13 protein-coding genes are annotated in these 12,451 nt (G+C 42.7%); 2 read left to right on the forward strand and 11 right to left on the reverse strand.

All coding sequences use genetic code 11. The features are described from left to right. Window positions 1-68: 68 nt before the first annotated feature. The 8 genes from fusA to fkpA form a co-directional block, all read right to left on the reverse strand. Window positions 69-2,177, reverse strand: a complete 2,109-nt coding sequence (gene fusA / locus XPG1_RS14310; RefSeq protein ID WP_045959654.1) for an elongation factor G — start codon at window positions 2,175-2,177, stop codon at window positions 69-71. Window positions 2,178-2,270: 93 nt separating this feature from the next. Beyond that, a complete protein-coding gene (rpsG, locus tag XPG1_RS14315; protein WP_038269448.1) occupies window positions 2,271-2,741 on the reverse strand; it encodes a 30S ribosomal protein S7 in 471 nt (156 codons plus the stop codon). 98 nt (window positions 2,742-2,839) lie between these two features. Then, window positions 2,840-3,214 carry a 30S ribosomal protein S12 gene (rpsL, locus tag XPG1_RS14320; protein WP_010848548.1) on the reverse strand — a complete coding sequence of 125 codons (375 nt, stop codon included), beginning with the start codon at window positions 3,212-3,214 and terminating at the stop codon, window positions 2,840-2,842. 202 nt (window positions 3,215-3,416) lie between these two features. Continuing rightward, the gene (gene tusB / locus XPG1_RS14325; protein WP_045959656.1) at window positions 3,417-3,704 is read right to left on the reverse strand and encodes a sulfurtransferase complex subunit TusB; all 288 of its coding nucleotides are present in this window, start codon (window positions 3,702-3,704) and stop codon (window positions 3,417-3,419) included. A gap of 19 nt (window positions 3,705-3,723) precedes the next feature. Beyond that, complete coding sequence (tusC, locus tag XPG1_RS14330) at window positions 3,724-4,083, reverse strand: sulfurtransferase complex subunit TusC (protein WP_045959657.1); 360 nt, start codon at window positions 4,081-4,083, stop codon at window positions 3,724-3,726. A 32-nt stretch (window positions 4,084-4,115) separates the two neighbouring features. Then, on the reverse strand, window positions 4,116-4,511 hold the full coding sequence (gene tusD / locus XPG1_RS14335) for a sulfurtransferase complex subunit TusD (protein WP_045959658.1): 396 nt from the start codon (window positions 4,509-4,511) through the stop codon (window positions 4,116-4,118). After that, the gene (locus XPG1_RS14340; protein ID WP_045959660.1) at window positions 4,511-5,248 is read right to left on the reverse strand and encodes a helix-turn-helix transcriptional regulator; all 738 of its coding nucleotides are present in this window, start codon (window positions 5,246-5,248) and stop codon (window positions 4,511-4,513) included. The genes tusD and XPG1_RS14340 overlap by 1 nt, the downstream gene beginning before the upstream one ends. A 517-nt stretch (window positions 5,249-5,765) precedes the next feature. Next, window positions 5,766-6,530 (reverse strand): FKBP-type peptidyl-prolyl cis-trans isomerase, encoded by a 765-nt coding sequence (fkpA, locus tag XPG1_RS14345; RefSeq protein ID WP_045959661.1) that lies wholly within the window; start codon window positions 6,528-6,530, stop codon window positions 5,766-5,768. Between the two features lie 254 nt (window positions 6,531-6,784). Between fkpA and XPG1_RS14350 the strand changes: the two genes are divergently transcribed. Beyond that, window positions 6,785-7,003, forward strand: a complete 219-nt coding sequence (locus XPG1_RS14350) for a SlyX family protein (protein WP_045959663.1) — start codon at window positions 6,785-6,787, stop codon at window positions 7,001-7,003. A gap of 115 nt (window positions 7,004-7,118) precedes the next feature. On the opposite strand, the gene slyD is transcribed toward XPG1_RS14350, so the two are convergent. Next, window positions 7,119-7,649, reverse strand: a complete 531-nt coding sequence (gene slyD / locus XPG1_RS14355; RefSeq protein ID WP_045959664.1) for a peptidylprolyl isomerase — start codon at window positions 7,647-7,649, stop codon at window positions 7,119-7,121. Window positions 7,650-7,807: 158 nt separating this feature from the next. Next, window positions 7,808-8,011, reverse strand: coding sequence for a YheV family putative zinc ribbon protein (locus XPG1_RS14360; RefSeq protein ID WP_045959667.1), 204 nt, complete (start codon window positions 8,009-8,011; stop codon window positions 7,808-7,810). Window positions 8,012-8,301: 290 nt separating this feature from the next. On the opposite strand from XPG1_RS14360, the gene XPG1_RS14365 reads away from it, so the two are divergent. Continuing rightward, on the forward strand, window positions 8,302-10,251 hold the full coding sequence (locus tag XPG1_RS14365) for an ABC transporter ATP-binding protein (RefSeq protein WP_045959669.1): 1,950 nt from the start codon (window positions 8,302-8,304) through the stop codon (window positions 10,249-10,251). A gap of 319 nt (window positions 10,252-10,570) precedes the next feature. On the opposite strand, the gene XPG1_RS14370 is transcribed toward XPG1_RS14365, so the two are convergent. After that, window positions 10,571-11,461 carry a LysR family transcriptional regulator gene (locus tag XPG1_RS14370; protein WP_045960799.1) on the reverse strand — a complete coding sequence of 297 codons (891 nt, stop codon included), beginning with the start codon at window positions 11,459-11,461 and terminating at the stop codon, window positions 10,571-10,573. Window positions 11,462-12,451 lie beyond the last annotated feature (990 nt).

Genomic DNA, 12,451 nt, shown 5'->3' on the forward strand with positions numbered 1-12,451 from the left:
ACTCTATTCCTTAATACCGCTCCCTCGTCACAGAGATGAGGGAGCCAAAAAGATAGTAAACTCGAAAATTATCTAGATTTACGAGCTTCGATAATAGCCTGAGCGACGTTGCTCGGCGCTTCGTTGTACTTCAAGAACTCCATGGAGTAAGAAGCACGACCTTGGGTCTGAGAACGCAGGTCAGTAGCATAACCAAACATTTCAGACAATGGTACCTGAGCACGAACAATTTTGCCCGTAGCTACATCATCCATACCATCGATCATACCACGGCGACGGTTCAAGTCACCGATGACGTCACCCATGTAGTCTTCTGGTGTTTCCACCTCAACTTTCATGATAGGTTCCAGCAGAACTGGTTTCGCTTTCATGAAGCCTTCTTTAAATGCCATGGATGCAGCAATTTTAAAGGCGATTTCCGAGGAGTCAACGTCATGGTAAGAACCATCGAACAAGGCAACTTTAACGTCAACGATTGGATAACCAGCCAGAACACCGCCCTTCAGCTGTTCCTGAACGCCTTTGTCAACGCCTGGGATGTATTCTTTAGGAACCACACCACCAACGATTTCGTTCGCGAATTCGTAACCAGCGCCACCCGCTTCCAGTGGCTCGATACGTAGCCAAACGTGACCGTACTGACCGCGACCACCGGACTGTTTAGCGTGTTTACCTTCCTGCTCAACAGAAGCACGGATAGTTTCACGGTAAGCAACCTGAGGTTTACCTACGTTCGCTTCAACGTTGAACTCACGACGCATACGGTCAACCAGTACATCGAGGTGCAGTTCACCCATACCTGCGATGATAGTCTGACCAGATTCTTCATCACTGCTCACGCGGAATGATGGGTCTTCTTGTGCCAGGCGGCCTAAAGCGATACCCATTTTTTCTTGGTCAGCTTTCGTTTTTGGCTCGATCGCAACAGAGATAACTGGCTCTGGGAACTCCATGCGCTCCAGAATGATTGGGGCACTCATGTCACAGAGAGTATCACCGGTGGTGACATCTTTCAGGCCAATCGCAGCAGCGATATCGCCTGCGCGGACTTCTTTGATTTCTTCACGTTTGTTAGCGTGCATCTGAACGATACGGCCAAAACGCTCTTTGCGGTCTTTTACTGGGTTCAGTACCGTGTCACCGGAGTTAACAACACCCGAGTAAACACGGAAGAACGTCAGGTTACCCACGAATGGGTCAGTTGCGATTTTGAACGCCAGCGCAGAGAATGGCTCGTCATCGCTAGAGTGGCGTTCTGCTGGCGTGTCTTTACCGTCTGGCAGCATACCTTTGATAGACTCAACGTCTGTTGGTGCTGGCAGGTATTCGATGACTGCATCCAGCATCGCCTGAACACCTTTGTTCTTAAATGCAGAACCACAGGTAACCAGGATAATTTCGCCCGCCAGAACACGCTTACGCAGAGCTGCTTTGATTTCGTCTTCAGTCAGCTCTTCACCGCCCAGATATTTATCCATCAGCTCTTCTGATGCTTCTGCCGCGGATTCGATCAGGTTCTGATGCCATTCCTGCGCCAGCTCAACCATGTCAGCTGGGATCTCTTCATAAGTGAAGGTTGTTCCCTGATCTGCGTCGTTCCAGTTGATTGCTTTCATTTTCAGCAAGTCAACAACACCGGTGAAGGAGTCTTCCGCACCGATTGCCAATTGCAGAGGAACTGGGTTAGCAGCCAGACGAGTTTTGATCTGCTCAACCACGCGCAGGAAGTTAGCCCCCATACGGTCCATTTTGTTAACGAACGCGATACGTGGAACATTGTATTTGTTAGCCTGGCGCCATACGGTCTCAGACTGAGGCTGAACACCACCTACTGCACAGTAAACCATTACTGCACCGTCAAGAACACGCATGGAACGTTCTACTTCGATAGTGAAGTCAACGTGGCCCGGGGTGTCGATAATGTTGATACGGTGTGGCTCATACTGTTTAGCCATACCAGACCAGAATGCAGTCGTCGCTGCGGACGTGATAGTAATACCACGCTCCTGCTCCTGCTCCATCCAGTCCATTGTTGCTGAACCTTCGTGAGTTTCACCAATCTTATGGTTTACACCTGTGTAAAACAGAATACGTTCAGTTGTTGTGGTTTTACCGGCGTCGATGTGGGCGCTGATACCGATATTGCGGTAACGCGCTATAGGTGTTTTACGAGCCATTTTTTCCTCTCTCGTGGGCGTTCAATTTAGAGAACGGGCAGCTAAGCAGCTACCCGGAACATATTCACTGCCGATGGATGACCAACAAAGGGATTACCAACGGTAGTGTGCGAACGCCTTGTTAGCTTCTGCCATACGGTGAACGTCTTCACGTTTCTTCACAGCAGCGCCTTTGTTTTCAGCCGCATCAGATAATTCATTCGCCAGGCGCAGAGCCATCGACTTATCACCGCGTTTACGAGCAGCATCAACGATCCAACGCATTGCCAGAGCATTACGACGAACCGGACGAACTTCAACTGGAACCTGATAAGTAGAACCACCTACACGGCGGGACTTAACTTCTACAGTCGGGCGCACGTTATCCAGTGCCAGCTCGAATGCTTCCAGATGATCTTTACCAGAACGCTGAGCCAGGGTCTCAAGCGCTCCATATACGATTGCTTCTGCGACAGACTTTTTACCGTCTACCATCAGGATATTAACAAATTTGGCCAGCAGTTCAGATCCGAACTTTGGATCTGGCAGAATTTTACGTTGACCAATTACACGACGACGTGGCATGGAAATACTCCGTTTCGAATTTCAGGGTTGTCCAAAACTCTACGAGTTTATTTTGACATTAAAGTGAAAAATGTTTGGCCTTACTTAACGGAGAACCATTAAGCCTTTGGCTTCTTCACACCGTACTTAGAACGACCTTGTTTGCGGTCTTTAACACCAGCACAGTCCAGTGCACCGCGAACGGTGTGGTAACGCACACCTGGCAAGTCTTTAACACGACCGCCACGGATCAGAATTACGGAGTGTTCCTGCAAGTTGTGGCCTTCACCACCGATGTAGGAAGAAACTTCGTAGCCGTTAGTCAAACGCACACGACATACTTTACGCAGTGCGGAGTTTGGTTTTTTAGGAGTGGTGGTATATACACGAGTACATACGCCACGTTTTTGCGGGCAAGCTTCCAGAGCAGGAACGTTGCTTTTCACAACTTTCGAGCTACGAGATTTGCGCACCAGCTGGTTAATAGTTGCCATTATAAAAAAAGCTCCTGGTTTTTTTGCTTCGTAAACACGGATTTTACCCTCTGTCAGCCATAATGACAAAACAAGAGGACGCGGAATTTTATTGCTGACTTGACGAGGTGTCAAGAAATATACAGTTTTTCGCTGGCAAAATACGGGCTGACAAGGGGTCGATAAGATAACTGAAAAATACGATGCAGATCTGCCCGTTAATCTACCAGGAAAAATGTTGTTGATGTTTTACCGTTAAGCTAACAAAGCCGTTGTAATCAATCACCTTTACACGATCTGAAATTTGTTCAATCAGTCCCCGTGCTGCGAGATCTTCCTGTAAAACATAAACGCTTGCCCCTGAACGGAGCAACGCCGTCAAATAGCGGTTGTCCTTGATGCCCAGTAATACGCCATTCTGAATCAACAAAACATCATCGACATCAGAGACAAGGCCAAGCATGGCATTGAAGTCATCGTGATAAGGTGAGCGACTGACAGTATATAACATGTTACCCGCCTGAAATAGATCAAAATTTCAACACAACATCATAACCCGCCAGCAATTTTCGCATTGCTTCAGCGGGAAGAAACTCAGCATCCAGCACAAACTGACTTGCCGGGTTGCCGCCTCGAATGAGCAAATCATCCAGACACACGTAACATTTATCAATGTCATAAAGAGACAAGAGCTTAAAAGTAGAGATATAGTCACGGGCTAGCGCTTTGTCCGGCTGCTGGTTAGCCAGTAATTGGAATACACCATCAGAAAGAAAGAATACACCGATTTGCTCAGTCAACGCAGATGTCGCAAGCAGTGCATCCAGCCCTTCCCGACCGGCAGAAGAACCATGTGGCGCTTCAGTAAAAACAAAGGCGATTTTTTTCATCAATACCCACGAAGGTCAATTATTGCCATCAACTAAAATTGCATGACACGATCACACAACATCATGGCTTCTGCCAACGATCCTAATCCGCTAAGCTCAAACCCTTCAGCGAGGTTAGCGGCAGGAAGATTTAATTCACGGGCTTGCTGTTCATCCACAACGCCACGCCGTAATGCTGCTGCAACACAGATAAACAGATTAAACTGATACTGCGCCGCCAATGCCTGCCAGGCTCTGACCAAGTCAAACTCATCATTAGCAGGGGCAACCAATTGGTTGCCGTTTTGAACACCTTCACGATAAAAAAATACGCTATGCAGTTTATGACCAGACGCAATCAATGCCTGGGCAAATTGATAAGCACTACTGGCTTGTTGAGTACCATAGGCTGGCCCCGTGATCAGCAGGCAGTAAGACAGTGATGACATTACTTCTCCGAACTTGCGCACTCACCATTTTTAAACTGGCGAATATAGAGATATACCGTATGCTTGGAGATATTCAAACGATCAGCGACCTGATTAATCGCATCTTTAATATCAAAAATACCTTTTTCATACAGGTTTAATACCACCTGTCTATTTTTCGCGTTGTTGGAAACATGACGATCAGAATTGACTTCTTCAATCGTGAATTCCAGTGTTTGTGCCACTAAATCATCGACGGAAGACGCAAAGTTGACGTTTGAAGCAACTTCATGTGTTTTTTCAGGGATAAAAGTCTGAATAATTTCTGAAAAAGACACATCAAGATTCATATTGATGCATAGAAGCCCAATCACCCGACGCTGGCGATTACGGATAGCAATGGTGATTGATTTCATCAACGAACCACTTTTGGCCCGCGTAAAATAGGCCTTAGAAACGCTACAGTCTTCGTCCGTAATATCATGCAGCATTCTCAACGCCAGGTCAGTAATGGGAGAACCAATTTTTCGACCTGTATGCTCTCCATTAGCTATTCTGACGGCTGAACATTTAAGATCTTCCAATGAATGAAGAACTATTTCACAATGCCCACCAATCAACATAGCCAGGCCATCAACAGCAGCTTCGTAAGATTTTAAAATGTCATGATCAATTTCACTAAATGGCTGATTTTCCATTAGTTCAACATCACTGTTATCACTCGATATATTATCAATAGTTAATAGCGGGGTAGACATGTAATACACCATCCTTCAAGTTCAGACTTTGCCTCATTAAACACTCAGGGCAAGATTTATTATAAAAGCACATGGCTGTAAATTCAGAGCCCATTTTCGTCAACGCTGACTGTCACAGACCGTTTGAATCAGGGGCTATACGCAAAAATCAGGAGGACATGAAATCCGTAAAAATGCCAGGCACAATCCAAGTAAATGAATAGCCGTCAAGGCCTTGCTGAGTATACTGCGGGTATTTATCACAGCGTCCTACCTGAAATACGAAAAATATCTTACCTAATACAATACATCAGCAAATAATAAGCAAACAAATTCATTTTTCTTTTATCTATACCCACCGCACTTCAACATGCATTTATTCTCCCTCGCACAATGCAAGCCGATGTTTATTCGTTATAAGCTTATTACCCATCAAATAAAGGTAAATATTTATCAACAAATCGAAGATGGAAAGAAATACATAACAAAGCAGGGGTGTTGAACCCCTGACAATGTTGTTTCTACGTCATGATGAGCGTTATTTTGCCTTAACGGCTGGCTTAATATCCAGTAATTCAACATCAAAGACCAGCGTGGAGTTGGCAGGAATACCAGGCATACTTGCCTGACCATAAGCGAGCTTAGGTGGGATAACCAATGTGATTTTTCCACCCTTCTTCACATGCAGCAAACCTTCTTTCCAACCAGGGATAAGGCTATCCAAACTAATGGTCAGAGGCTCTTTACGCTCATAAGAACTATCAAAAACCTGACCATCAATCAAAGCCCCTTTATAATTAACAACCACAGTGTCAGTCACTGTAGGTGCCTTACCTGTACCTTCTTTTTCAATTTTGTAAAGCAGTCCAGTTTTGCTCTCTACGACACCGGGTTTTTTAGCAAATTCTTTGCGATATTTATCACCTTTCTCACCATTTTCACTGGTTTCTTTTTCCACCTTGGCTTGTATTACACTTTTCACCTTAGCTTCCAAAGCGGATAACGTTGCCTGAATTTCTTTATCCGTCAATTTGGTTTTATTATTTAACGCATCTTCAACACCAGCCAGTAACTGCGCCTTTTCTATACTAACACCGAGTAACTCATGCTCTTTCAAAGACTTACTCATATAACCACCCAGAGAAGCCCCCAACGCATAAGCATTTTGCTGATCGACAGTTTTAAAAGCACTATTCAGTTTTACTTCGCTTTTTGTTTCTGTGTTATCAGCCAAAGCTTGAGGTACACTAAACGCTACTGATAACGCCGTAGCCAGAAATGCCGTTTTAAATAATGATTTCATCCTATTCTCCAGTTAAGTTTGGGTAGGTTTGCCATTAGCATGGGTTACACATCACATTGACTATAACCGCATAAAGAAGCTAATGATAATATTTGCAATATCCTGCAATAAAAACCATTGGGACAATACAAAAGTAAAGAAGTTTCGCAATATTCTATTTCGATCCTATTACACTGTGTTCTTTGAGTATCATAGTGTCAATTTGATTGACCCATCGCGCCATCATTAATTAATCAGAAGTAGGAGGAAAGATAATGGAATTATCTGAATTTGAGCAAAAATTTGAGCAACTGGAAACCAAACTGGCCTATCAAGAAGCCACGATTGAAGAACTCAATCAGGAAGTAAGAAAACAACAGATAGAAACTGACCGGCTGAAAGAACAGCTAAAATTAATAGCTGAACGCCTGAAAACACATCAGACATCCATCATTGCGCCACTTTCTGAAGAAACACCGCCCCCCCATTACTGATATCAATCAGAAAAAGCATTGCCGGGGGAGGCAAAAGAGAAGCTGATAATACACTTCCCTTTTTCTGTTGCTTTACTGATCCCTCAGATAACCAACGTCTTCAGTCAGCCCTGATTTAGTGGCAGCTACCACCACAACATCCATGATCATGATCGTCATGATCATGGCTACCACAGCCATCTTGGCCATGCACATGGCCGTGTGCCAATTCTTCCTCGGTCGCTTCACGAATTGCAACAATTTCAACATTGAATTTCAGATTCTGACCCGCCAGCATGTGGTTCGCATCAACCACCACTTCATCATCTTCTATCGCCGTGATTTCTACCGGAATAGGTCCTTGGTCCGTATCAGCCAGGAAACGCATACCAACCTGAATATCATCCACACCAACAAACACATCTTTTGGTGCACGCTGAACCAGATTATCATCATACTGGCCGTATGCATCTTCTGCTTCTACGCCAACATCAAAGCGTTCACCCGCTTCACGACCTTCCAGCGCTTTCTCCAATCCACTGATCAAAGCACCACGGCCATGCAGATAGTCTAACGGTGCACTTACCGGGGACTCATCAACTAAAACACCATCTTCTGTTCTTACTTGATAAGCCAGGCTGACCACCAAGTCTTTTGCTACTTTCATGACTACTCCTACATACCCAAGGGAAAACCCATAAGGGAAGATTGCTACAGCTTAAAAAAATGCTGCCAATTGTAACGGAATTCTACGTTGCTGTACCTAGTAACGGCAAAATTTATCCACAATTTATTGTATATCTATTGACGTTACGAGCACTCATTTTACTGTGGCGTAAAGATACCAATAACCTGTTCCTGCTCTCTGACGTGAGATGTCACCGCGTCATCCGTTTGTCTCTGTAGATGACCACAATGGACACACTCCACAACATCCACCTTGTTTTCCTGCCACATTGCCAGCGTATCCTGTGATTGGCATTTTGGACAAACAGCTCCGGCGATAAAACGCTTACGACTGACTGACATAATTCCCCCCAAGACGATTCATAATTTCTCGTGCAACAACCGTTGTTCGCAAGAGATAGCAATGGCATCGAAATAAACGCCAAACACAATCAACAACGCCAGAACGTGTCAGGACACCCATTTTCCGCTACCATGCATATCAGGCTAAAACCACATTGAATATATATCCAGAACATTTCAAGTTGCAGCATAGGGAAATGAAGATAAAAACTCAGCCGACACCGTAGCAATTTGAAAAACAAAGTATATAAACCTAATTATTAACCCAACATACTATATAGACAATATCTATGATTGTTTTCTCTTCTCTGCAAATCCGTCGTGGCATTCGAGTCTTGCTGGACAATGCTAGTGCAACCATCAATCCCGGACAAAAAGTCGGATTAGTGGGCAAAAATGGCTGTGGTAAATCGACCCTACTGGCATTATTAAAAAATGAACTTCAAGCCGAAAATGGTTCCGTCACCTTTCCTAACAACTGGGCTTTGGCCTGGGTAAATCAGGAAACACCGGCTCTGGAGACATCCGCACTGGAGTACGTCATTGATGGTGATCGTGAATTCCGGCAACTGGAACAAAAACTCAACATCGCCAACGAACAAAATGATGGCCATGCTATTGCCCACCTTCACGGCTTACTTGATACCATTCAGGCATGGACAATCCGCGCCAGGGCGGCCAGCTTATTGCACGGATTAGGTTTTTCTCAGGTGCAGTTAACACAACCGGTGCGTGCATTTTCTGGTGGCTGGCGCATGCGCCTCAACCTGGCACAAGCGCTAATTTGCCGTTCTGACCTGCTATTGCTCGACGAACCCACCAACCACCTTGATTTAGATGCCGTTATCTGGCTCGAAAAGTGGCTAAGGAATTATACCGGCACCTTGATCCTCATTTCCCATGATCGTGATTTTCTCGATCCGATCATTGATAAAATTTTACATATTGAGCAGCAAAATCTATACGAATATACCGGTAATTACTCCTCCTTCGAACACCAACGCGCGGCTAAACTTGCTCAGCAACAGTCGTTATACCAAAGCCAACAGCAAAAAGTCGCCCATTTACAGAGCTACATTGATCGCTTCCGCGCCAAAGCCTCAAAGGCAAAACAAGCACAAAGCCGCATCAAGATGCTGGAGCGCATGGAACTCATCGCCCCCGCTCATGTTGATAATCCTTTTCATTTCAGTTTCCGCCAACCGAATAGCTTACCCAATCCTCTGCTGAACATGGAAAAAGTCAGTGCCGGTTATAGTGAAAAAACGGTACTGGACTCGATAAAACTTAACCTGGTGCCAGGTTCAAGAATCGGCTTATTGGGACGCAATGGCGCAGGTAAATCCACCCTGATCAAATTGCTGGCCGGAGAGCTGAGCGCTCAACAAGGAGAAATATCCTTATCAAAAGGCATTAAGTTGGGTTACTTCGCACAGCATCAACTGGAATACCTGCGGGCAGATGAATCGCCATTACAGCATTTAGCCCGGATAGCGCCACAAGAGCTGGAACAACAATTACGGGATTATCTGGGGGGATTTGGGTTTAAAGGTGATCAAGTCACTGACCCAAGCGGACGTTTTTCGGGTGGCGAAAAAGCCCGGTTAGTGCTGGCTTTGATTGTTTGGCAGCGCCCTAACCTGCTTCTGCTCGACGAACCAACCAACCACCTTGATTTGGACATGAGACAAGCACTCACTGAAGCGCTTATTGATTTTGAAGGTGCTCTGGTTGTTGTCTCGCATGACAGGCATTTACTACGTTCTACCACAGATGAACTTTATCTGGTACACGATGGTAAAGTCGGTGCTTTTCAAGGTGACCTGGAAGATTATCAACAATGGCTGACAGAACTCCAACGCCAGCAAGCACGCGACAGCCAGGAAAAAGCCAATATTGATACACCAAACACGTTAAATAATAGTGCACCAAATTACAGTGCCCAAGAGCGTAAAGATCAAAAACGGCGTGAAGCTGAATTTCGTAACCAAATTCAACCGTTACGTAAGCAACTCACCGCTATTGAAAAACAGATGGAAAAATTGGGCACTGAATTGGCTGAATTAGAAGAAAAACTCTCAGACAACACACTTTACGAACATGAGCGTAAAGCGGAATTAACCCAATGCCTGCATCAGCAAACACAAACAAAATCCAGGCTCGAAGATACCGAAATGGCATGGTTAGATATTCAGACGCAAATCGAGCAGATGACAGAAGCATTTAATGCTAGCCAATAAACGGTATTAGTCGTGGCTTGATCTGATAATAAAACCTTGCAAAGTTGAGAGTTACCGGTTTTGATATGAGTGTCTAAATTGCATACAAAACACAAGGTAACTCTCATACTTTATACTTACAACCCGATTATCAAACAACCAAAATCGTCTTCCCTTTTTACAGCAAAAAAATAAAAACTTGCAGACAGAAAGTGATATTACTCGTCATAAAATCCATAAAAATTGATCATTCACTTATGCCAGCAAATTATTTATCATTGAAAAATACTGAATATATACGTTCTCATTTTTCACTCCTTACTGAACGCGTTTTTATGATTTATACATTAGCAACCAATGTAGAAAAAATTTCCGCATCCTCACGCAGATGATCGTCGATTGATTTTCCCCAAACCACACCAAGATCAATTTTTTTATCTGTTTCAACAATTTCCAACAAGTTCATATAATAATCAGGAATCGAACTAATGATTCGCTTAGGCACAAAGGTGTAAAAATTATTTTTTGTAATCATCTCAATAATCAACATAATATCATTTGTTTTTAATAACAAATGCATATTATCACCAGTATAAATAGGAAAAACATTAAGATAGTCTGTTAACTCAACAGCTTCATTTTTCCCTGATGAATTAGCCGGTTTAATCTCATTCCCGAATTTACTGAACGCTATCTTAAATTTAGATATCAAGTTGCTTTTTTTCCTAAAAATAAACACTAACCTCTCTGTAAACGTCTTTTTCGGCTCTAACGAGGCAATAGAGGCCATAGGTATGACCGCAACATGCAACATCCCTGCATTCAATAAACTTAACTGCTGCTCAACAGATAACCCCGTCACTAATGCTAAAACAACATTCCCTTTATTCTCCACAAGTTGTTTCTCTATTTGAGTATAGTTGTGAATAGGGAAACATGAGCCGACATATAAATGCCTGACAACATCTTCTTTCGAATCAAAATGAACCTGACTTTTAAAGTGTTCATAGTGAGTTAAGAGCTTTCTGGCATTTTCCAACGTTTTCTGTCCGAAATCTGTCAATCTTGTTCCATTTGGCCCCCTTGTGAATAGTGAAGCACCAAGAATATCTTCCAACCCATGTATTTTCTTCGTCAAGGCCGGCTGAGAAAGATAAAGCCTTTCTGAAGCCTTATGATAATTAAGCGTCTCAGCCAAAACGATAAAAGCTTCAAGATTGCGTATATCCATGTTCTTTCGCCCAATGATTGTTAAATCGCTACAAAACATACAGATTCATGGTGATAGCATTTTCACTTAACGTTTTGCCAAAATTTCCTCTCGTCAACTGTAAAAATGTTAGTTAATAAGGTTTCAATAAGCAAAATATTTATTATTATGGCGCACTAATCACATTAAAAAATAATAACAAATGTAATTAATACAGCGTTTACATCTTACAATACTCATTAATATGACCTCTTGTTTTATGGTAACCGCTAAGAAAAAATGAAAAATCAGTTATCAGTTGATAACTTTTATTTATCAGCAATCCCCAACGAAAAAATCAAAAACCATAAAATAAAAAATATCATACTAAGAAACTATGGCGTAAATAATTTAATTATCAAACATAAAGAAAAAATATATAGCTGACCTACTCGTACAATGCAACCAATCACAGACAATTCCTGCTTATTTTATTATTTTCCTTTAGCTAATCTTTTATTTTTATCACCACATTTCAATTTACTCTTATTACGTGTTAATCAGAAATTAGGTTAATTAAAAACATGTCATTAAATATGAGTAATCACGATATTCACATCATAAAACGAGTATAATACAGACTAAAAATAGCACATTAGTAAATCATAGTACGCGTGATGGCTGGTTTTTCGTGTTGTTGTCACTGATAAAAATCCATTCCACATTATTCCAAGTTACGGCTATTTTTTATATCGGAATCGTCTGTATTAGGGATGATTTTGTGAAACCATTATGTTGAAACCTATGATCTAATCACAACACCGCATTAACATGCTTAACATTAGTCAATTTCATTTTAATGTTGCACTCAGAATTAATATCCATCATAAATAATCCTAAGATTTTTTTGATTGTCTATTTAATAAATTAAACTTGGTCATTCCAATATTATCTACGCTCAAGATCATCAGATGAGTTTTCGTGTTATCAACAGCAATGGGCGAAACATCATAAAACTCACAATCCCCATAT

The sequence above is a fragment of the Xenorhabdus poinarii G6 genome, from assembly GCF_000968175.1.
In the GTDB taxonomy this organism is placed as follows: Bacteria; Pseudomonadota; Gammaproteobacteria; order Enterobacterales; family Enterobacteriaceae; genus Xenorhabdus; species Xenorhabdus poinarii.

What these genes read in the sequence shown, in the direction of transcription:
- fusA (WP_045959654.1), bottom strand. Translation starts at nt 2,177, where the DNA reads ATGGCTCGTAAAACACCTATAGCGCGTTACCGCAATATCGGTATCAGC.
- rpsG (WP_038269448.1), bottom strand. Translation starts at nt 2,741, where the DNA reads ATGCCACGTCGTCGTGTAATTGGTCAACGTAAAATTCTGCCAGATCCA.
- rpsL (WP_010848548.1), bottom strand. Translation starts at nt 3,214, where the DNA reads ATGGCAACTATTAACCAGCTGGTGCGCAAATCTCGTAGCTCGAAAGTT.
- tusB (WP_045959656.1), bottom strand. Translation starts at nt 3,704, where the DNA reads ATGTTATATACTGTCAGTCGCTCACCTTATCACGATGACTTCAATGCC.
- tusC (WP_045959657.1), bottom strand. Translation starts at nt 4,083, where the DNA reads ATGAAAAAAATCGCCTTTGTTTTTACTGAAGCGCCACATGGTTCTTCT.
- tusD (WP_045959658.1), bottom strand. Translation starts at nt 4,511, where the DNA reads ATGTCATCACTGTCTTACTGCCTGCTGATCACGGGGCCAGCCTATGGT.
- XPG1_RS14340 (WP_045959660.1), bottom strand. Translation starts at nt 5,248, where the DNA reads ATGTCTACCCCGCTATTAACTATTGATAATATATCGAGTGATAACAGT.
- fkpA (WP_045959661.1), bottom strand. Translation starts at nt 6,530, where the DNA reads ATGAAATCATTATTTAAAACGGCATTTCTGGCTACGGCGTTATCAGTA.
- XPG1_RS14350 (WP_045959663.1), top strand. Translation starts at nt 6,785, where the DNA reads ATGGAATTATCTGAATTTGAGCAAAAATTTGAGCAACTGGAAACCAAA.
- slyD (WP_045959664.1), bottom strand. Translation starts at nt 7,649, where the DNA reads ATGAAAGTAGCAAAAGACTTGGTGGTCAGCCTGGCTTATCAAGTAAGA.
- XPG1_RS14360 (WP_045959667.1), bottom strand. Translation starts at nt 8,011, where the DNA reads ATGTCAGTCAGTCGTAAGCGTTTTATCGCCGGAGCTGTTTGTCCAAAA.
- XPG1_RS14365 (WP_045959669.1), top strand. Translation starts at nt 8,302, where the DNA reads ATGATTGTTTTCTCTTCTCTGCAAATCCGTCGTGGCATTCGAGTCTTG.
- XPG1_RS14370 (WP_045960799.1), bottom strand. Translation starts at nt 11,461, where the DNA reads ATGGATATACGCAATCTTGAAGCTTTTATCGTTTTGGCTGAGACGCTT.